15 protein-coding genes are annotated in these 22,555 nt (G+C 41.1%); 10 read left to right on the top strand and 5 right to left on the bottom strand.

The window, feature by feature from the left end:
* Positions 1–147: 147 nt before the first annotated feature.
* From ACXZ1K_RS16640 to ACXZ1K_RS16610, 7 genes are all read left to right on the top strand, one after another.
* The gene (locus ACXZ1K_RS16640; protein WP_458970809.1) at positions 148–1,320 is read left to right on the top strand and encodes a FecR family protein; all 1,173 of its coding nucleotides are present in this window, start codon (positions 148–150) and stop codon (positions 1,318–1,320) included.
* Positions 1,321–1,644: 324 nt separating this feature from the next.
* The gene (locus ACXZ1K_RS16635; protein WP_458970808.1) at positions 1,645–5,256 is read left to right on the top strand and encodes a SusC/RagA family TonB-linked outer membrane protein; all 3,612 of its coding nucleotides are present in this window, start codon (positions 1,645–1,647) and stop codon (positions 5,254–5,256) included.
* An 11-nt stretch (positions 5,257–5,267) separates the two neighbouring features.
* A complete protein-coding gene (locus tag ACXZ1K_RS16630) occupies positions 5,268–6,647 on the top strand; it encodes a RagB/SusD family nutrient uptake outer membrane protein (protein WP_458970807.1) in 1,380 nt (459 codons plus the stop codon).
* Between the two features lie 10 nt (positions 6,648–6,657).
* Positions 6,658–7,629, top strand: a complete 972-nt coding sequence (locus ACXZ1K_RS16625; protein WP_458970806.1) for a discoidin domain-containing protein — start codon at positions 6,658–6,660, stop codon at positions 7,627–7,629.
* 50 nt (positions 7,630–7,679) lie between these two features.
* A complete protein-coding gene (locus tag ACXZ1K_RS16620) occupies positions 7,680–8,813 on the top strand; it encodes a thioredoxin-like domain-containing protein (RefSeq protein ID WP_458970805.1) in 1,134 nt (377 codons plus the stop codon).
* Positions 8,814–8,822: 9 nt separating this feature from the next.
* A complete protein-coding gene (locus ACXZ1K_RS16615; RefSeq protein ID WP_458970804.1) occupies positions 8,823–9,953 on the top strand; it encodes a thioredoxin-like domain-containing protein in 1,131 nt (376 codons plus the stop codon).
* A 14-nt stretch (positions 9,954–9,967) separates the two neighbouring features.
* Positions 9,968–12,472: a zinc-dependent metalloprotease gene (locus ACXZ1K_RS16610; protein WP_458970803.1), complete on the top strand. Its 2,505-nt coding sequence runs from the start codon at positions 9,968–9,970 to the stop codon at positions 12,470–12,472.
* Positions 12,473–12,589: 117 nt separating this feature from the next.
* Here ACXZ1K_RS16610 and ACXZ1K_RS16605 read toward each other — a convergent pair whose 3' ends face one another.
* Positions 12,590–13,081: a hypothetical protein gene (locus tag ACXZ1K_RS16605; protein ID WP_458970802.1), complete on the bottom strand. Its 492-nt coding sequence runs from the start codon at positions 13,079–13,081 to the stop codon at positions 12,590–12,592.
* 158 nt (positions 13,082–13,239) lie between these two features.
* Between ACXZ1K_RS16605 and ACXZ1K_RS16600 the strand changes: the two genes are divergently transcribed.
* From ACXZ1K_RS16600 to mobA, 3 genes are all read left to right on the top strand, one after another.
* A complete protein-coding gene (locus ACXZ1K_RS16600; protein ID WP_458970801.1) occupies positions 13,240–14,361 on the top strand; it encodes a TlpA family protein disulfide reductase in 1,122 nt (373 codons plus the stop codon).
* A gap of 129 nt (positions 14,362–14,490) precedes the next feature.
* A complete protein-coding gene (locus tag ACXZ1K_RS16595; RefSeq protein WP_458970800.1) occupies positions 14,491–15,174 on the top strand; it encodes a Crp/Fnr family transcriptional regulator in 684 nt (227 codons plus the stop codon).
* A complete protein-coding gene (mobA, locus tag ACXZ1K_RS16590; protein ID WP_458970799.1) occupies positions 15,171–15,755 on the top strand; it encodes a molybdenum cofactor guanylyltransferase in 585 nt (194 codons plus the stop codon). The genes ACXZ1K_RS16595 and mobA overlap by 4 nt, the downstream gene beginning before the upstream one ends.
* Here mobA and ACXZ1K_RS16585 read toward each other — a convergent pair.
* From ACXZ1K_RS16585 to ACXZ1K_RS16570, 4 genes are read right to left on the bottom strand one after another with little or no spacing between them, the layout of a single operon-like run.
* Complete coding sequence (locus tag ACXZ1K_RS16585) at positions 15,750–17,192, bottom strand: rubredoxin (RefSeq protein ID WP_458970798.1); 1,443 nt, start codon at positions 17,190–17,192, stop codon at positions 15,750–15,752. The two genes, mobA and ACXZ1K_RS16585, sit on opposite strands and share 6 nt — an antisense overlap.
* Before the next feature lies 1 nt (position 17,193).
* A complete protein-coding gene (locus ACXZ1K_RS16580) occupies positions 17,194–17,697 on the bottom strand; it encodes a nitrate reductase associated protein (RefSeq protein WP_458970797.1) in 504 nt (167 codons plus the stop codon).
* Positions 17,698–17,714: 17 nt separating this feature from the next.
* A complete protein-coding gene (locus ACXZ1K_RS16575) occupies positions 17,715–21,257 on the bottom strand; it encodes a molybdopterin-dependent oxidoreductase (RefSeq protein WP_458970796.1) in 3,543 nt (1,180 codons plus the stop codon).
* 11 nt (positions 21,258–21,268) lie between these two features.
* A complete protein-coding gene (locus tag ACXZ1K_RS16570) occupies positions 21,269–22,555 on the bottom strand; it encodes an MFS transporter (protein WP_458970795.1) in 1,287 nt (428 codons plus the stop codon).

Here is a 22,555-nt window from a genome sequence, read left to right as displayed (position 1 = left end):
CGGCTGCTCTCGATTACCGTTATTATCTTATCTATAAAAAAAAGTTTAGTTTTTGTTGGTTGTTTTCCTTGATATGGGATTTCTATATAAATAACTACCGTAGAGGAAGAAGATAATGTGCTTTATTTTTCAAATGATATTAAAAAAATGCTCGAAAAGGAATTTTATGTAGCCCGTTTGATTGCCGCTAAGATTAATGGGGCAATTAGCGATAAAGAACAGGCGGAACTGGATGGTTGGTTGAATTCAAGCGCTAGTAATCAAGAACGTTACGAAACGTATTTGAACGAGCAAGAACTAGATAAAAAATTGAGGAGCTACCATCAGGTGGATAGCGCAGCTTTGTTCGAAAAAGTAGAAAGCGGGATTCGATCGAAGCCAGTTAGAAATAAGCGTATTAATTTGTGGACTAAGATAGGAGTAGCGGCTGCAATTAGTACCCTCATCATTTCGGCAGGCCTATGGTTTAATGGCCGAAAAGCAGGCGGAGAAAACATTAATGAGATCCAATATTCAAGTGATGTGAACCCAGGAGTTAAGGGTGCTACTTTAACGTTAGCTAATGGCAAAAAAATTAACCTGACTACCGGTGCAAATGGAGAGCTAGCAAAAGAAGCGGGTGTTAGCATCAGTAAAACAGCAAACGGTAAGCTGATTTATAAGATCATTGGAACAGCTGATGACGAGGGGATGAACACGCTTAGCACAGCAAATGGTGAAACTTATGAAGTGATCCTTCCCGACGGCTCTAATGTTTGGCTTAATTCGGCATCCAGCTTAACCTATAAAGCATCATTGCTTGAAAAAGGGAAGCGAAAAGTTGCGCTAACAGGAGAGGGATATTTTGAAATAGCTAAAGATAAAGTCCATCCATTTATAGTGAGTTCGGGTAACCAGCAGGTGGAGGTATTAGGTACGCATTTTAATGTGAATGCTTATCACGATGAAAAGGTATTCAGGACGACGCTGCTGGAGGGTAGTGTAAAGTTGACTGATAATGGAATGGAAAGTATTCTGGTGCCTGGTATTCAAGCGGTAAATTCCAATGGCCAGATTAACCAGATCAAGGTGGATACGGAGCTGGCGATAGCATGGAAGAATAATAAGTTTATTTTCGATAGAGTGCCTATTGAAGAAATCATGCGTATGATAGCACGCTGGTATAATCTAAAAGTAGTTTACGAAGGAGAAATTCCTTCTGGTACTTTTTGGGGTTCCGTATCTCGTTTTGAAAACGTATCAAAAGCATTGATCCCTCTTGAAGCAACTGGAAACGTTCATTTTAAAATTGAGGGGAGAACCATTTTTGTAGCTAAGTGAAGTAACAAGTAAAGTAATATGATCAACACAACTAACCGATTCTTTAACCTAATTCAACAAATGGAAAAAACACTACGACAGAAAAGCTAAGGCTTAATTGAAACTGGAGTCAGGTGAAAAAACACCAAATCCCGATTGGAGTCGGGACATGGTATATTCTGGCTTCGATAATGAATTATCAACTTAAACCGCAGATGCCCTAGTTTTCGAGGCAAAAGGCATGCTGTAACAAACCAGACAAACAAACTTAGACAATATTGCTCAGTAAAGCAATGTTGACGGTCTCTCATTTGGCCGCTAAGATTTTGTCGCAAACAAAATGAAATGTTTAGAAAACAAGATATTAAACAGGGTATGCCAGAGGGTATTATCCATAAAATTTGGCTGATAATGCGATTAACCACCGTTATTTTAATTGCTACCATTATGCAGGTCAGTGCATCTGGCTATGCTCAGAAAATCAGTTTGACTAAAACCAACGCTCGCTTGGAAGGTGTTATTAAGGAACTCAAGAAACAAAGCGGTTATGATTTTGTAGTGGCCGGTGAATTATTAGACAAAGCAAAATTTGTAAATATTAATGTCGAGAATGTAGAATTGGCGAAGGTGTTAGACCAGATTTTTGAGAATCAGCCGATTACCTACGAAATTAACAACAGTACGGTGACATTAAAAGCAAAGCCTAAAACTCTGTTTGAAAAATTTGTTGATCGTCTGCTTGCAATTGATGTGTCTGGTAAAGTAGTAGATTCTTTAACCGGTGCACCGCTGGTTGGTGCTAATGTAATGGTTAAAGGTCAGAAAACTTTTACCAGGACGGGTGCGGAGGGTACATTCTCTTTGCAGAATGTTGAGGAAGGCGCCACATTGGTTATTAGTTATGTAGGTTATAATGAAATTGAGGTTAAATCTGTCAAAGATTTGGGTGTAATCCGCATGTCTATAGGCGTAGGGAAATTGCAAGAAGTTGCTGTAACCGTAAATACAGGTTATCAGCGTATTAAACCAGAGCAAAGCACAGGTGCGGTTTCACAAATTGGTACTAAGGCATATGAGTCGCGCATCAGCACTAATTTCCTGGATGGATTAATTAATAGGTTACCTGGGTTGATGATTAACAACAGCGTTCCATTTACCAGTACCACTCCTGGCCTTGGTGAAACTACCAGACCTTTGTTCAATATTCGTGGTATTTCTACCATGTCGGCCAATCAAAGTCCGTTAATTGTAGTGGATGGTTATCCAACAGAATTAACACTTGACATGATTGATCCAAATGAGATTGCTTCTGTTACTATTCTGAAAGATGCAGCCGCCGCTACCGTTTATGGGGTCAGGGCGTCTAACGGTGTAATTGTTATCGAAAGAAAACAGGCTAAGCCGGGTGCTGCACAGTTCAATTTCCGTACCACTCTGGGTCTAACGCCAGAGGAAAATTATAGCCGTTATCGCTGGGATCCAAATGCGTCGGGCATCAATGCCAGTTACATTCGTGAAAGGCAGGCGCTAATTGTTACTCCGTCCAGTTGGACTGCTTTATACGCGCCAGGATCTTTGGGGGGTAACATTAGGCGCAGCATCCCATATTATATACAGGCCCAACTTGCTGCTGGAATTATTACACAGGCACAGGCTGAAACCTCTTTTGCAGAACTGGCTAGCTATGACAATCTTGACGATTACAGTCGCTTATTCCAAAGGACGGCAATTACACAAACAAACACCCTAAATGTCTCGGGTGGGGTACCGAGCGCGCTGTATTATATTACCGCAAATTATACCGGAAACCGTAATAATTCTATCCTGAATGACAATAATAAGTTTCAGTTGACTGGTCGCACTACGCTTAAACTTGCAAAAAAGCTAAGCTTGGAGCTAACCACAGAGTTCCAGGGCAACAGAGTTAATGGTGCGCCTATACCTGGCCCTGCTTCTTACGCAGGTTATGAACGCTATGAGGATGTGAATGGTAAACCTGCCGCCGTGATTTCACAAAGTTATGCACCGGTTTATAACAATGTACTGCTATCACAAGGCCTGTTAGACCAAAACTATTATCCGCTTATAGAAGCGAATAAAGTAAGCAATACAACACGTACTTTAAACAACAAGACTATAGCCAATTTTAACTACGAGATTGGAAAAGGGTTTAATCTATTGTTTGGCGGTGTGTATGAAACATCCCGTTCAGAGTTAAGGCACCTAGCTGGTCAAGGTTCTAATGAAGTAAACTCATGGGTTAATAATTACACGGTAACGCCAACGCCAGCTAATCCTGCATTGGTGTTTAAGAGGAATATTCCCGACGGGGATTTCTTGCGTCAGCAGAATACAACTTCAACCGGTTATACTACAAGGGCACAATTAAATTATAATAAGAGAATCGGTAATCATTCTCTCAACGGTATAGCAGGAACTGAATTACGCCGCGTTGTGAATAAGAGTAATTTAGCATCTTATTTTGGTTATAACGATCAGAGTTTGCTGCAGCAGCCAGTTGATTATGCTTCTATAATTAACGGTTTGGCGTCGGTTAGAGGTACGTTAGTTACATCTAATACTCTTGGGGCATTGACCAATTTTTTTAACCAGACCTATAATGACGACCGGTTTTTATCGGCTTTTTCTAATGTTGTTTATTCCTTTAAGGATACCTATTCCTTATCGGGAAGTATTCGTATAGACCAGTCGAACCTATTTGGTAGTGATCCAAAATACAAGTACAAGCCGCTATGGTCCCTGGGGGCTGCCTGGAATATTCAAAATGAGGGTTTCATTAGCGATTTGAACTGGATTCACCAATTAAAATTGCGTGCCGCCTATGGATTTAACGGAAATGTTGCAAAACTTTCACTTCCACAAGTAATCGCTCAGGCCCAGAATAATGTTTCCAATACACCTACACTTCCCTCACTTGTATTATTCTCCAATGCCAATACTGGTCTTCGTTGGGAACAGACTCAAAACTTAAACTTGGGAATGGACTATAGTATTTTCAAGAGTATCAGAGGTAGTTTTGAATATTACAATAAAAAAACCACCGATGTGATGGGTAATTCAGCGATTGACCCAACCCTTGGCGCCAGCTCTGCCTTAATCAATTATGCCACCATCAAGAATAACGGTCTGGAGTTTAGTTTGAACGCGGATTGGTGGTCTACCAGCAAATTCAACTGGAATACAGGTATTGTGATAGCAAGAAATACTAGCAAAGTACTTGATGTAAATAGGACAGGACGTTATGATCCACAGATTCTTGATGTACTGGGATATGTAAGTGGTTATCCAGTGGGCGCGATGTTCTCTTATGATACACGTGGACTGAATAACGAGGGTCATCCAATTATATATGATCAAAATGGAACACCATTCGTGGTTAACACCAGTTCTACCGGAACGCCTTTAGTTACTGCAATGTCAGATAAGAATTCAGGATTGGTTCAGTATTCGGGAACAACGATTCCAACAATTAATGGTGGACTTAGTAACCGGGTTGACGTTGGCAACTTTTATTTCTTCGCCATGATTAATTATTATGGTGGTTTTAAAGTTAGAGTTCCACGACCTACGCCAGCAGACAACAGACCTTTACTGGGGTCAAATAACTTTTGGAGGGTCCCAGGTGATGAAGCGAACACAGATATTCCAAACTTAACCGATCTGAATAGCTTCGCGCCAGGATTGGCTTACCGTTATAACAGTAACTATGTAGTTCATGGTGATTACATGACGCTAGGTGACCTAACGGTTTCGTACCGATTGAATGACATCGGTATCATTAAAAAAGCGGGTTTCAAGAACTTTGAGATCAAAGCTCAGGCTTCAAACTTGTATTCTGTTGGGTTTAACCGCTATAATTTTAGTATGGCATCTGGGAGCTATGCAAAATCATATTTAACACCTACATATACGCTAGGTTTATTCACTAACTTTTAGAATTTACACGAATGAAAAAATTTAAATATATAGCCGCCCAATTAATTTTTTGCACTATGCTTTTTAGCAGTTGCGATAAATATCTGGATGTTGAACCAAAGGGCAAGCAGTTGCTGAAAACAACAAATGACTTTGATCTTTGGTTAAACGCAGTTGTATTCACAACAGAATTGACAACTCCTTATTTGGATTACATGACGGACAATATGGATTACTTAAGCGTAAATACTCCGCCAATTACTGTTCCTGACTTCGCTTACACATGGCAACCACAATTGACCAGTGATGTAACGGCACCTGCTTACCTATGGGCCGACCATTTTCAACGAATCAGTTTATACAATACTGTGCTATTAGGTATTGACGATGCCCAGGGAGGTACTGTGTCGCAAAAGAACAGTCTAAAAGCCGAAGCATTACTTGGCCGTGCATTCTCTTATTTTTATTTAGTGAATGAATATGCCAAGCCGTACAACTCTGCATCTGCAGAAACCGATTTGGCTGTACCTTTTGTTACGTCAGATAACGTAAGCCAAAAAGCTCCACCTAGAGCTACATCTGCTGAAATTTATCTACATATTATCGAGGATATCAATGCCGCCATCCCGAACCTTCCTGATGACAATAGCGGCGCAAGGTTTCGTGGCTCTAAGGCTGCTGCTTACAGCGTATTGGCACGGGTTTACTTGTACAGAAGGGAATATAGTGATGCGCTGCGCTATGCTGAACTGGCTCTGGCGAATACCCGTGCAACAATGATCGATTACACCACTCCTGCTTCATTTCCCGCTACTTTGAATGTAGTTTCTCACCCAGACGCGATTTATGGAAAAGGATATGCTGCTGCCGGTATTCCGATAGCATTAGATTTAAAAAGTTCATTTGCCAGCAACGACGCAAGAAGGACACTTTTATATTCAAGCTGGACCAGTACAGCAAGAGGCGTGACTGCCTTTTACGCAGCTGCAGTTACACCAACCTTCCAACTAACTAACTCTGGGACAACAGTGCAGGAAATGCACTTAATTGCAGCCGAGTGTGCTGCGCGCGGCACAAGTCCAACAGGCCTCACTAATGCACTCAGCCACCTGAATCAGGTGCGAAGGAACAGGTATACGGGAACTCCGCTTGCAAGCAGGGATTTTACTTCAACGAGTCAAGAAGCGGTATTTAATGAAGTACTAGCAGAAAGAAGGCGTGAATTGCCTTTTCATACTTTGCGCTGGTTTGATATGCGAAGATTTGACATGGAGAACAGGATGCCGATTGTAAGCCGCACCAATGCGCAGGGAACACAAATTGCTACGCTTGAGCCACACAGTTCTAGATACACGCTTCAAATACCCATACAAGTAACTGCCTTTAACCCAGATATGCCCCAAAATCCATAACAATTAAGAGATGAAGACATACAAATTAAATTTATTGACAATATGCACGGTAGTGCTATTGTTTATGGCTTGCAAAAAAGATGAAACCAGCCGAGAATCCTTGCCAGAAGGTAGTGTAACTTTTGATGTGCCAGCTTCATCAGACGTAGTGGTGAGGGATTTTGACATCAGAAACGTATCGGTAGTTAGCGTGGAAATGAAAGCGACACTTCAAGGCAATACCTCGCCGGATGTTCATTACGTAACCTTTGCGACCGACACAACTAAAATAGCCGATTACAAGTTGAAGTATGGTAGTGCAGCCCTTTTGCTTCCTACAAAAAGTTATCTTTATTATAAGCCAACGGTAGCCATAGCTGCTGGGTCTAGCGTTTCAGAGACGGCTGTATTAAATCTTAGTTTTCAGACCACACTGCAGCCGTTCACCACTTATGTACTTCCGTTAACGATTGCATCTGTTGACGGCGTATCACAGGATCCCAAGACACGTAAAGTAATCTATTATGTTTTTAATACGAAAGAACCACGTTATGTGAGTCATACAGGGTTTACTGTTACAGCTACTGCCTCTTCCACATTTGGAACTAACGTAGCAAGTAGGGCTGTGGATGCAACTACAGGTACAACTTTTTGGGCAAGTTCAAATACTATACCGCTGCCACAGTTTTTAACTATTGATTATGGCAGAAGTCTAACCTTTACTGGCTTGGATTACTTCTTTCCAACAGGTATAACTGCTGCTATGGGAGGCTTAACCACTTCCGCTAAAGTAGAAACCAGTTCGGATAATGTAACCTGGACAGACAAGGGAACTCATACAATTAATGTGAGTAATGCTGCAAGGATGCACACTATAAATTTTCCTTCAGCAACTACAGCCAGATACTTACGTTTCACCATTTTGGCTGCAAATCCGTACATAGCATCAGCAACAATCACCTATAACATTGGTTTTGTAGGCGGTATTCTATTATTGAACTAATTTAACAACCATCATGGATTTTGTAATCCATGATGGTTTAAAACGAAAATATGAAAAACTTATTTTTATGCATGCTGCTACTGCCGTTTATGGCAGCAGCGCAAAAAAGCTTTACCATATCCGGAAAGCTACCGGGTTTAAAAATGCCTGCTAAAGCCTTTCTTGTAACCATACAAGAAGGTGCCTGGAAAGAAACTGACTCCACCGAAATTAAGAACGGTCAGTTCAAGTTTACTGGGAGTGTGCCCGAACCACAGCAGGTCATGGTAGTCGTTAAACGTGCCGGAACCCCTCAGGGTGGTAACTCAAGAGATAGCCAGGGTTTTTTCCTAGAGAACTCGAAAATCTCCATTGTAGGCAAAGATTCTGTTCAAAATTCCGTAATCACCGGATCAGTTGCCCATCGGGAATACGAGGAGGAGCAGGCAGCAGTTAGTCCGCTGATCACAAACATCATGAAACTGCAAAACGTTACCGGCGCAAAATCTAAAGATGGTGCTTATATCAACTCTCTGGAAGATAGAAAAAAAGCTTCTGATAGTATCGGTAAACTCGTTGTGGCTATTAAAGACCTGCATGTGAAGTTTGTTGAGAAGCATGTCAATACTTATATGGGTTTATATACCTACAACATGTATGTGCTTGATAGCAAGTTTGAATCTGCAAAAGTAGAGCCTTTGTTCAATCGCTTTTCCGCCAGCTTGAAAGCTTCACCACTAGGTAAACGCACTATTGAGAAATTAGAAGTGGGCAAACGCCGTCAGGCTGGATCAAAGGTGACTGATTTTACGCAAAATGACCTGGATGGCAAACCATTCACACTCTCAACTTTAAGAGGCAAATATGTATTGATCGATTTTTGGGCAAGCTGGTGTATTCCTTGTCGCGCAGAAAATCCGAATGTTGTGAAAGCCTATACCGCGCTGAAAGACAAAAATTTTGAAATCGTGAGTGTATCACTTGATTATCCCGGAGGAAAAGCTATGTGGGAAGGTGCCGTAAAAAAGGATGGTATGCCATGGATCCACATTAGTGACTTGAAGGGATGGAAAAACGAAGTGGCGTTAATGTACGGCATTAACTCTGTGCCGCAAAACATATTAATCGATCCTAAAGGTATGATCATCGCTAAAAACCTAAGAGGCGAAAACCTATTGGAACAATTGAAAACTTACATCAAATAATCTTGAAAAATGAAATTCAATATAAAAGCAAGTCTGGTCATACTGTTGTGCGCTGCAAACAGTATTTGCATGGCCCAGGACAAATTCACAATAACCGGTACACTTCCTCAAGCAGGGCCGGGAAAGATGGTGTTGCTATCGTATACTAATGTAGAAGGTAAGTCGGCAAAAGACAGTGCCCTGGTAATAAACGGTAAATTCAAAATCACCGGTACTACAGCTTTTGGAAACAGGTCTTACCTGGAACTTAAACCAGTCGCCAGAGACACGACTAAAAAGAGAAGAGCGGCCGACTTTAAAGAATTCTATTTAGAGAAAGGCAATACTATGGTTTCCGGAAAAGACAGCATTTCTACATCGGCTGTTACAGGAACCAATGTTCAAAAGGAAAACCTGGAGTATCATGTCCAGATGGATCCTGTGCAGGAACAATATCAGAAAATAGTTGCCCGCTATTATAAAGCAAAAGCAGCAAAAGATTCTGTTGAGCTTAAACAAATCGCTGTAGATGCAAAACCGGTTATGGCGAAGATGGAGTCGACATTGGATAATTTTATCGCTAGTCACCCTGATTCTTATGTCACTGCCGATTTGGTGTTGGGTAATAGGATGATGGTAATCGACGTAGTTAAATTTGATCCGATTTATACAGCCCTTACGCCAAGACTGCTTACCAGTTTTACCGGTAAAAAAATAACTGATAAGTACAATAAGGCAAAACAGTTTGCAATTGGAAAAACCATCGATTTTACCCTTCCAGATAAAAATGGAATTGAATTTAAACTTTCCTCATTAAAAGGCAAATATGTATTGGTAGATTTTTGGGCAAGCTGGTGTGTACCTTGCCGTGCAGAAAACCCTTTCATGCTGAAGGCTTACAAGGAATTGAAGGATAAAAACTTTGAAATCGTTGGTGTTTCACTGGATGAAACAAAAGCGGCCTGGATGAGGGCGGTTGACCAGGATAAACTTCCCTGGATCCAGGTGAGCGATGTAAAAGGTTTCAAAACCGAAATTGCGGTGCGCTTTGGGATCACAGCCATCCCCCAAAACGTGTTGATTGATCCAGATGGAAAGGTAATTGCAAAAGACCTTAGAGGTCCGGATGTAAACAAAATGATCGCAAGCCACATCAAATAGTCACGCTCTTTTTCATGAAAAAATTTTTAATGCTAGCCCTATTGGGTATAGCTAGCGCTGATATTGCCAGCGCTCAAAGTAAACCGACCACCCCGGCTGTAACTCCAGCTGATACGACAAAAAAAACTGCCGGTATTGTACTTCCGGGAGCTGCCAAAGCACAACCTAAGCCCTACAATCAGGTAATTACGGATAAAGCGATTACCCGTAAGGGGATGATCACCACGCACAAGCTGGACGATAAATACTTCTTTGAGATTGCGGATTCTATTTTAGGCCGTGATATTTTGATTGTAAGCCGTATTTCGAGAGCCGGTGCTGAAGTTCGTTCTGCATCAGGCTATGCCGGCGACCAGATTGGAAGTACTGTAATTCGTTTTGAAAAAGGCCCATCAAACAGGATTTTCATGCGTAAGATCTCTTATAGAACTTATGGTCCTGATAGCACAACGGCCATGTACCAAAACCTGCAACGCTCAAACATTCAGGCCATTGCTGCTGCATTCAATATCGCTGCTTTTTCTGCAGATAAAAAAGGCAGTGTGATCGATATGACCGATTACATCAATAGCGACAATGACATTTTTTACTTTGGTTCTCCTGCTGCAAAAACCGGACTTCGTTTAGGTGCGCAACAGGCAGACAGGAGCTATATATTGGGTGTTAAGAGTTTTCCTACAAATGTGGAGATCAATGTGGTAAAAACATATCTCCTTACTGCCGCACCACCATCGCCCTTTGCTCCAGCAGGATTAGGCGGCGGAGCACCGTCAGGATTTGCTACGGTTGAACTGAATGCTTCATTGGTGATTTTACCTAAAGTACCTATGAAACCAAGGTATTTTGATCCAAGAGTAGGTTATTTCACTACCGGTTTTACAGATTTCGATTCCAACCCGCAGGGTGTTAAAGAAGTAGAGATGGTTAAGCGCTGGAGACTGGAGCCAAAAAATGCAGACATCGCTAAATACAAAAGAGGAGAATTAGTTGAACCCGTTAATCCGATCATATTCTATATCGATCCGGCTACGCCTAAAGAGTGGGTTCCATATTTGATGGCGGGCGTTAACGACTGGCAGAAAGCTTTTGAAAAAGCAGGTTTTAAAAATGCCATTATGGCTAAAATGGCGCCTACGTCTAAAGAAGATTCTACTTGGAGCTTAGATGATTCCAGGCACTCTGCCATTGTTTACAAACCTTCGGAGATTTCAAATGCCAGCGGTCCGAGTATCGCTGATCCGCGCAGTGGTGAGATTATGGAAAGCCACATCAACTGGTATCATAACGTAATGAAACTAGTGCACGATTGGTATATGATACAAGCAGCAGCAATTGATCCAAGGGCACAAAAGATGAAGTTTAGTCCGGAGTTAATGGGCGATCTGATCCGTTTTGTATCCTCACATGAAGTAGGTCACACTTTGGGTTTGCGCCATAATTTCGGTTCAAGTTCTACCGTGCCTTCAGAAAAGTTAAGAGACAAGGCGTTTGTAGAAGCCAATGGTCATACCCCATCAATCATGGATTATGCACGTTTTAACTATGTGGCACAACCAGAAGATAATATCAAACCAAAAGGCATTTACCCAAGAATAGGTGATTATGACCTTTGGGCAATAGAGTGGGGATATAAAATTCTGGATGGAAAAACGGCAAATTCCGAAGTTCCCGTACTGAACAAGTTAACGGTGGAAAAGTTAAAAAACAACCGTCTTTGGTTTGGAACTGAAACCAATCCTGATGATCCGAGGTCGCAAAGCGAAGATCTTGGAGATAATGCCATGATCTCCAGCGAATATGGCATCAAGAATCTGAAGCGCATATTGGCTAAACTTCCGGAATGGACTAAAGAAGAAAATGAGGGTTATGACAACCTGAAAACTATATACGGACAAATGGTTGGCCAGATGGGCAGGTATATGGGGCACGTAGCCAAAAACATCGGAGGGGTTTTAGAAACACCGAAGACTGTAGAACAAGTGGGTACAATCTACCAGCGAAACTCATCGGCAAAGCAAAAAGAAGCAATGGCATTTTTCGATAAGCAGCTTTTTACCACCCCGACCTGGTTATTTGATAAAACCATTCTTGATGATATAGGTCAGGACCCAACCTATATCGCTACGCTACTACAAGTTCCTGTATTGGGCAAAATCCTTAGTACTGCTACGCTCAATAAACTAATTACTGCTGAAGCAGTAGATGGGCCATCAGCTTATAAAATCACCGATCTGATTGCTGACTTAAATGCCTCGATCTTTTCAGAGCTAAAAGCCAACACAGAGATTGATGTATACCGTCGTAATCTGCAGAAAAATTATGTGGCCAGGTTAATTGCAATTGTCAGTGTACCAGTGGCGACTGCGGGAACTAATGACGTTACGTCTGTTGTTAAAGGAGAACTAAAAGCCTTAAATGCTATCATCAAAACTTCTGCTACAAGCGCGAATGGACATACTAAATATCATTTAGAAGACCTTTCAGACCGTATTGATGCAGCATTGAAAGCAAAAGAATAACTCGAGCAAGCTTTAGCGGTTACAATAGTAACTAGTCGCAACACTCTTTAAATAATTAAATTCCTGTTGCTTTAACCCCGCAGCCTTTTACTGCGGGTTTTTTTTTTGAAAGGAGACTTACTTTTTGATAAATACCAATTGGGTATTTTCATTGTAATCAACTGGAACTGCAGGATTGAAATTAGGAATGCCCACAGTTAACCTGGGTAGGCCCTTGCCCATGATCAGTTTGTTTCCTTTTTTTAAGAGTCTGATGGGATCACGGTACCATGTTGGTTGCCCATAATGTTTATAGCTGAAATCCCCTATTAAGGTGTCGCCTTTAATAAATCCACGAACATCACCGGAATCTTTGTAGGTGCTCTGGTAATTGATCATCAAGACACCTTTAAATACTGATTTGGAATGATGAAGGACAAGAAAAGCGGTGTCGCCTTTGCGGTAAGCTGAGTATTTCTCCTCTAGTAAACCATCATGGTTTTGTTTGGTATTTTGTATGCAACTTGCAGATAACAATATGGCAAAAAATAAGGCAATCCCGTATCTACTAAAGAATTTCATCTTTGGCCAATGCCCTAATTTCTGCTGATAGGAGGAGTGTAGTACCATATCATTTTTGTTTGACAGCGCATTTAAAAGCCAATAGTTTGACCCTAATATCAGAAAAGATTTGTCGATATAAAATTCATATTGTTTAAGCCCTCAGAAACATTAACTTTATTTAAACGCTTTGCTTTTTAAATGCAATTCAAACTAACGCCCTAAATATGAAAAATAACGTTTCTCAACTCAGCATTGGTTTAGTCTTTTTGCTGTTGCTGACCTCCTGTGGCAATAAGACCACGCTGAATACTACCACTAAGGGGTATGATTACAATACTGTTATCAGTGTTTTTCCAACCCCGAACTCAACTAAACCCCTTGTGGTGAAGAGTCTTAAAAAGGACCCTGTGCTGGAAGTTAAATTTGATAACAAAGGATATGGGAAACTCGTGTTGAGTGCTGACGGCGATAAATCATTTTGGATTTACTTAGACAATAGTACTCAGGACCTTTACTTTGACAGTAGACAGAGCGAGCAATATCCTGTTATCAGCTCAAGTTCAAAGGAGAGCGAGGAAATTATAGAATACTATAAGCTGGCACAACACATGACCAGGGACCTGATTGACAGTGTTGATAAAGCGATGGAAGATTTTAATAACTCTACTTCAGAAACTGTAACCAAGCAAACCGCAAGGCTAGATCTTTGGCGTGAGAAAAGGGAAAATGGTTATGTTGACATCACTGCAGCGTTTGCCAAAAGGCATCCCAAATCATATTTTACCCTGCTGCTGATCGAAGAGCGCGGGTTGGAAGGACATAAAAGCAAGGATTATCTTAATATAGTTGAGGGACTTGATCCTGAGTTAAAGAAAAATGACAAGTATAAGGAAGTGAGTAAAGAACTCAACCGGGTCTTGCATCTTGAAAAGGGTGCTAAAATGGCTCCTATTGCAGGGAAAGATCTTCTGGGAAAGCCATTTGATCCCAAGATATTGAAAAAAGTAAATGTGTTTATTTGCTGGTTATCTTATGAGCCGGATTCCAGGAAAAACAATATCAAACTAATTGAGCTCTATCAAAAGTATAAAGACACCAACGTAGAATTTATTGGGGTATCTTTTGATGAGAAAGAAAAGTGGTGGAGAACGGTGGTTAAAGATGATAAATTGATCTGGCCTCAGTATTCGGATCTTGTAGGTACTAAATCTCCAAACGCTGCTAACCTGAGTAATTACATTGCGCCGTATATGTTCATTACAGACAAATCAGGCGTCATATTACAACAGGATGTTTCCATCGATGGATTAGACTTGGATATTGAGACATGTTGGACAAAGAGATAGAAATGGGTTGACAGATGAGCAGAATAGGGTTAAGGGTTTGTAAAACAAAAATAATGACACTGCAAAACTTGCATTATATAATTGCTAATAGATTAAATTCTATTTTTGTTGAAAGAGATATAACTTAAAATGAAGAAGAATAGCAGTTGCGATCTGAAGACTTGCTTTATGTGCCAGCTAACGCTTCCAGAGTGGCACACTGCTATTGATTCCCGCAAGAAAAATTTCATTGCAAAGAAAGGGGAGGTTATCATTAATGAAGGAGACCCAGTTACGGGTGTCTACTTTGTAACTCAGGGCAATGTAAAGGTTCATAAGAAATGGGGAGATAAGGAGCTGATTTTAAGATTTGCCAATAATGGGGCTATTTTTGGGCATAGAGGACTGAGTAGTAAGGATGCAATTTATCCTATTTCGGCAACAGCCTTGGAGAATACTTCTTTATGCTTTGTTGATATGGAGTTTTTTCTATCTACCATTAAGGTGAATCATGATTTTGCTTACGGTTTGCTAATGTTTTACGCTGATGAGCTCAATTCCTCAGAGAAAAAAATGAGAAATTTAGCATTAATGTCAGTTAAAGCCAGATTTGCGGTTGCCTTGCTAGGTTTAAAAGATCAGTTCGGTGTAAATGAGGAGGGTTGCATTGATGTGGACTTAAGCAGGCAGGATCTGGCAGCTTTTACCGGTGCGACTTACGAAACAGTGTTCAGGACCATGAATGAAGTTATCGCAGAGAATTTGATAGCTATCAAAGGAAAAATGATCTCTATTATTGATGAACAAGGTTTAATCTTGCTTAGTAACAAATGATTGGGCTGGTTCTTAGCGGTGGCAGAAGTCTAAGAATGGGTGCCGACAAGGGTCTCTTGCTTAAAGGTGATCAAACATGGGTAGAAATTGCCAGGAAGAAACTGAGTTTAGCATTGGATCAGGTCATCATTTCAGTTAATTCTGATCAGTATATTAAATATTCCAATCTTTTTGCTGAGGATATCCTATTGAAAGACCGTGATCAGTTAACCGTGAAAGGTCCGTTGTTGGGTATACTGACATGCCACATGAAAAATCCAGAAAAGGATTTGTTGGTGATAGCTTGTGATCTGGTGCTAATGAACTTAGGATTGATCGGCGAGCTACTCAATTCTTACGCGCAGCAGCCAGGTTATGAGGCCTATGTTTTTACACATCATGATAATTTGGAGCCGCTTTGCGGCATCTATTCTAATAGTGGCTTATCGCGAATAAATGGGCTATACCTACAAAACCCAAATTTAAAGAATAGCATGAAGTATGTGTTAAGTCAATTAAACGTACTTCAAATCCCATTGTCAGAAGAAAAGCAAAAATACTTTACCAATTTCAACGAACCGGACGAAATGAATGGTTTATGAGGTAAGTATTGGTTCACTATCTAATTGGATGAAACAGACTTTCTCCGTTTCACAAATAAAGCAGGAATCATTTTCTGGCAAGTCCTGATAATGGTTTTCTTGATAAATACTCAGGCAGTCTGGACATTGATATAAATGCTGAGTAGTTTCATGCAAAGTCTTGTCCAAATCTGCGCTCGTGATTGCCCTAGGTTTATTCGCTCCTGCTTTGTAGTGGTAATGTTTTAATACTGCTCGCCGCAATTGCTCTGGTAACATAAACTTTGGATTACCGGTGCTAAAAACTTCTCCAGTTCGCTCATTTGGATTGAAATCTTTCGCGCAAAGGATATCATAAACGGCAAATAACCTCATATTAAATAAGTTGATCAGATATCGGCGCCGAATTAGAATACTGCTGTAAACTTCACTCTTTCTCCGGGTTTTAATGCCAAAGCAGATCCCGAATGTACGTGTGTCATCGTTACCCAAATGCTTAACTAAATAGTTTTTCAGGGCAAGTCCTTCCGCACAATGGTCCTCCACCTGGAAGTTGAGTTCGTTAGCGGCGTGGCGCATATTTACCTGGAATTCTTCCAGTAAATTGTTCCATAGCCCTTTATCAGTCTCGATAATCCCTTTAATAATAATTGTTTTCCAGGATGTGCAGCAGAGTTGACCCAATTTTGTTTCTAAACAGAGCAAGCAAATCTTTTTTAAAAAAGCCACGTTAAATAACTCGTCTCTCCGGTAAATACCTAGCCAATATTTGTTGTCATACCGGTTTAAGCCCTCATAATAAGGTAAATTAAAGGAGGGTAGGGTGATTGGTTTCTCTGCCGACTTGAATATCAAATCATCCATATTTATTAAAGAAAAAAGGGTAATTCCGCTGGCTGTTCTATTGTCAATAAATGCGTTTGGGTTTCCTTTTATGATGCTTTCAATTTGTGCGGTTACGTGTGGTATAGAATTGGTGTAGCATAGCTGATCCCACTCGTAAGTTATGTTGGTTTTTGGGAAACGTATAATTAAATGCCAGTAATGTTCCGATTCGGGAGATGCAATCCAATTGATATTACCGGTAAGGATTGGGGTAAAACTTTGGTTGGCATTGCAGATATTCACTTTAACAGAAGGTCTGAAATCAATTGCATCCAATATGTCTTTGTAAACACCTTCAGTTAACCAGGTATTGGAAGGGAATATTTCTTCTGCAGGGTAGGAGCTGATGATGTTTGGGAATTCGTTTTTGTCTATTTCATAATGAACACCAATGGCATCCAGCTCAGCTATCAAAACGGCTGTACGATATAAAGGTCCATCCACCAGCAATTGTTGCCGAAGTCCGAAGCGTACATAGTTTATCCCGGCTTTACTTGTTGCAATGAGGATATTGTGCAGGGCTCCCGGAGAAATGATCCCGCCCGAAAAGTTGATGGAAATAGTTTGGTCCATGCTAATTTTGTATCAAGCCAAACTCCAATAGTGCTTTAGGAAAGTTTTTATTTTCGTGCCCGGGCCTGCATAGTTTTAATAGGGCAAAGCGTTGCAAATTGGTTAATCGCTTCCATTGATGGATAGTGATTTCCATGTTATATTCTTCAGAAAGCTGACAAAGTAATTGTGGGATTTCCTGTAAATTACCCCATGCAGGATTCCCCTCAACCGCCATTGGCGTAGCTTTTCCTTTTGTTGCGCTTTCGATGAGATGGATTAGAAAACTATAGTAATCTTTAACCTCTGAAGGAGTTGCCGCAGGTTTTAAGGCAAGGGCAATACGGTCTGCTGAACTAAACTTGCTCCATTCATTCAATTTCAATTTTATTCCTGCAGCATCCAGTTTAAAACGTACGATCATCGGGATACAACGTACATTTTCTTCAATAAAATCTTCCTCAAAATCAAAATATTCAATTCCTTTAATTGTTCTGAATTCCGATGGTGTCAGGTTTCTTCTCATGTGTTAAAATCTAATGGTTATGATGTTTCAAGTACTTCTTGTTTCGGCGCTAATACGAGTGTGTCCAGGATGGCTTTAACTTCAGAGCGGCAACTGCCACAGCCCATACCTGCTCCGGTAAGCTGGCACAATTGCAGATGATCTTTGCAACCATCCTTTATCTTATTGATCAGGTTTCCTTCTCCAATATTGTTGCAACTACAAACAATTTTACCAATTGGAGGTTCCGCAACCTTACCACTCCTCAACAATTGAAGCCTTTTTTCGCTCAACTCCATCTTGTTTTCAATTAGGTTGCGAAACTCTAAGAAATCACTTTTATCGCCGATCAAAATTGCGCCTACCAACTTATCGTTGTGGACAATACATTTTTTATAATACCGTTTTGCTTTATCTATAAATACGATCTCTTCATAAGTTGGATCATTCTTGGGAACCTCCGCCATTCCTAAGGAACACAGATCCAATCCTTCCATTTTCAAAATATTCATGAGTAAGCTTCCGTTATAATATCCTGAAATGTCGCCGCATAAATATCGGGATACCACTGCAGCCTGCTGCTCGGCAGCAGCAGTGATGCCATATAAAGCTTCTTTAAACTCTGCAATTTCGCCAATGGCGTATATGTCAGACTCACTAGTTCTAAGGTATTCATTTACAACCACACCTCTTTTGCAATCAATCCCTGCTTCTTTAGCTAGTTCAATGTTTGGTACTGTTCCAATGGCAATTACCAGGGATTCACATTCAATAACCAGCCCGCTTTTTAAGCAAATGCCGGTAATGTGCTTTTCGCCTAGTACCCTGTCTACTTCATCATTGTAAAATATTTCTATCGCTTTTTCCGACAACTCTTCATGAAGTAACTGACTTCCTATTGTATCTAGCTGGCGGCCCATTAGCCTGGAAATTCGCTGTATAATCGCAACTTTAACTCCAGTGTCTGCCAGGGCGGCGGCTAGCTCAATGCCCAGTAATCCACCACCTATTATCACCACTTTTCCACTTTTACCACTACGATAAAGCTTGAAGTTGTCTGCATCCGTTTTGCTCCTCATAGTAAATATACCATTGAGCTTAGGCATATCCTTAAGGACAAATGCCCTGCTTCCCGTTGCAATTATTAATATATCATATTGATGAGTTAGCCCATTACTATCCGTTACACGCTTATTGCCTTTGTCTATTTTGTCAATGCTCGTTCCACGGTGTAATCTCACGCGATAATCAGATTCTTCATCATCGCTCATTTTGATCAATTGCTGCCAAGGCAAAGTGCCTATGATATAATCTGGTAACAATACCCTGTTATAAAACGGTAAGTTCTCTTTGCTAAATATCTCAATCTCATCGTCAATATTCAGCGCCCTATGGCTTTTTACAAAGCCACATGCACCGGCACCAGCACCGATAATGATAATCTTTTGTTTTGGCTTCTTAAATAACGCAACCTGCACGGCTGTGAACTTGAAGTCGGGCTCCTTACTTAACGGGTCAACCAGATTGTTGGTCAAGTTATTTACCCTGATTAGGTCAGAGTTTAGTATTTTACCCCAGTGCATAGGCATAAAAATCACTCCTTGTTTAATGTCTATAGAAAGTTTTGCTTTTACGCGCACCTTTCCCCGTATATTAAAGACCTCAACAAGTTCATTGTCTTTGATATTCCTGATTAAGGCGTCGACGGGATTGATTTCTACAAACGATTCACAAATGTGCTGATTGAGTTTATTTACCTTACCTGTTTTACTTCTCGTGTGCCACTGGTCTCTAATGCGTCCGGTCGTTAAAATTAATGGATGTGCCGAACTCAGTTTTTCAGATTGATTTTGATCATCGAAGCTATGGATGATTGCTTTTTTATTTGTGGTAAAAAATTGCTTATCTTCAAACAATCTTGCCGTGCCTGCTCCTATACTATTTTTAGGGTATGGCCATTGGATTGCACGTTGCTCTTTTAAAATGGAATAATTTAGTCCGCTAATGTCAATATTTGTTCCGGCAGTCAGTGCCGCGTGCTCGTCATAAATCTCAGTCGGACCAGCAAAATCGAAGCCTTGGTATCCCATCTTTCTAGCAAAGCGGCAAATGATCTCTGCGTCTGGAAGTGCTTCGCCTGGCGCCTCGGTAATCTTATTTAAATAGGAGATGTACCTGCCGGCATTGGTCATTGTTCCCTCTTTTTCTGCCCAGGCAGCTGCTGGTAATACCACATCTGCGTATTTTAAAGTCTCAACCGTATTACTAATATCTTGTACCACAACGAATTTCGCGTTTTTTAAACCTGCCTCTGCTTTACGCACGTCTGGCAAACTAATCAGCGGATTTGTACAAAGTATCCAAATGGCTTTTAGCTTTCCCGTTTGCAGCTCATCAAACATTTCCGTGGCGGTTAGCCCTGGTTGCGGTTGTATAGTTCCTAAGGGTACCCTCCAAAATTGTTCTACTTCATTTCTATGGTTTTCGTTGGCCAGGTTTCGGTGTGCGGGCAATAGGTTGCTCAATCCGCCAACCTCTCTTCCACCCATGGCATTGGGTTGACCAGTTAGTGAGAATGGGCCACTACCTGCTTTACCAATATGGCCGGTTATCAGGTTAAGGTTAATAAGTGACAAGTTTTTATTGGTGCCAATTACACTCTGGTTAAGTCCCATCGTCCACATGGTGATGAAGCCTTTAGCTTTTCCTATAAATGATGCAGCCAAACGGATTGTGGCTGATTCAGTGCCACAAATTAATGCAGCTTGCTCAATGGAAGTTTGAAATACAGTCTCACGATATGCCTCGTATCCATTAGTGTGGTTTTCGATAAATTTGTTGTCGATACTGCCGCCTTCAATCAAACACCTGCCTATTGCATGATGAAGCGTAATGTCAGTACCAGGATTGATTTGTAAGTGAACATCTGCAATGGCGCAGGACTGGGTTTTCCTTGGATCACTTACAATGATCTTAAGATCTGGATTACTTTGCTTAGCGGCCTCAATTCTTCTCCATAGAATAGGGTGGCACCAAGCCGGATTGGCACCTGCTACAAAAATGCAATCGGCAAGTTCCAGGTCGTCATAACTAACTGGAACACAGTCTTCACCCAAACTCATTTTGTAACCCATCACAGCACTGCTCATACAAAGGCGACTATTGGTATCTATATTATTACTGCCTATAAAGCCCTTTATCAATTTGTTTACTACGTAATATTCTTCCGTTAAACATTGTCCGCTGGCATAAAAAGCAACACTGTCCGGGCCATACTTTTTAATAAATGTCTTAAAAACCGCTGCAATCCTGTCCAGTGCAGTATCCCAACTTACTCTCTGCAAGGGCATGCTTTTGTTAAAGCGCATTTCCGGATACAGTAAGCGGTCACTTTTGTCATTAACGGTGTAGTGTAGGTTTAGTCCTTTGCTGCATAACATCCCTTTGTTAACAGGATGACTTTTGTCGCCTTCTACCATTACACGACCGTGTACATCTTTGGTTACTACAATACCACAACCCACGCCGCAATAGCAGCAGGTTGTGGTATTAGTTGGCGATATGTTATTTTGTATATGCAAAATTAGCTTAACTAGGTAAGTTTGAAAGCAACTTTGGATTGTTGTTGGGCAGTTACCGTTCTAAAAATGAATACGGCTACCGCGATGCCAAGGATAATATAACCGAGCAATGCGAAAGCACCGGTATAGTCTATTAAATCTTTATGAATGGTGCTGCCGTTTTCAACTAGCGCTTTGCTGATTGGCATGGCCTTGACTTTAAACATAAATGCAATAAGCATAGCGCCGATATTACCGCCCGCTCCAACAATGCCTGCAACGCTGCCTACAGCTGCAGGGTTAATAAATGGCACCAAACTATAAGTAGCGCCGTTGGCCATTTTAAGGCTTAAACCAAAAACAAACATCATCAAGATGGCCATGCCCACATTGCCAGAATTGGCAAACCAAATGAGGCCAATACCTTCAATTAGCAGTAGGACCGATAATAGGAGTGTCTTGCCATCAAAGCCCCAAGTTTTTCCAATCTTATCGGCAACAATCCCTCCCAATGGCCTTGCGAAAACGTTGATCCAGCCAAATATCCCTGCAACCATTCCCGCTACAGCTATAGTCGCTCCAAATGAATCTGTAAAGAATATTGGAGCAAAGTTATCTACTGTTATTTCTACGCCAAAGCAGGCCGCATAAGCAATTGTCAGAATCCAGGTTCGATAATCTTTTGCCGCGATTAGAAAGGTATTTGCCTTTGAGATTGCTGCCACTGGCCTGTTTTTAAAGTCTCCTTCCGGACTGTCCTGAGTATATCTGTGGTATAAATAAGCGCAAATGAGCAGCATTAACCCTGGAAATATCATGGCATATCGCCAGCTATCAGCTGCAGTACAAAGTCCCAAAGCAGTGAAGGCAGATGCAATCATCGGCATAAAGAAATTTGCAGCGCCACCACCTGCATTTCCGAAACCTCCGGCAGTTGCGTTTGCAGTGCCTTTAATTGTGGGTGCAAACATGATTGAAGTATGGAATTGGGTGATCACAAATGATGCGCCTATTACTCCAATTGCCAATCTAAACAACAGAAATGAAGTGTATGACTGACTGGTTCCTATAAGGAGCACAGGAATTGCGCAAAGCACCAATAACCAGGTGTAAATTATCTTCGGGCCGAAGCGGTCAATCAATCTTCCAATCAGCAAACGGGCCACAATAGTTGCCGATACAGAAGCGATCTGAATGTTGCCTACCTGGTCTTTAGTAAGGTGTAACTGCTCGCGGGCTATCTTCATCAAAGGAGCCATACCAAACCAAGCAAAAAAGCAGAAAAAGAAAGTGAGCCATGTAATATGGAAGGTCTTCAT

Source organism: Pedobacter jaeyakensis, assembly GCF_054461315.1.
This window is presented reverse-complemented; position numbering and strand designations above follow the sequence as displayed.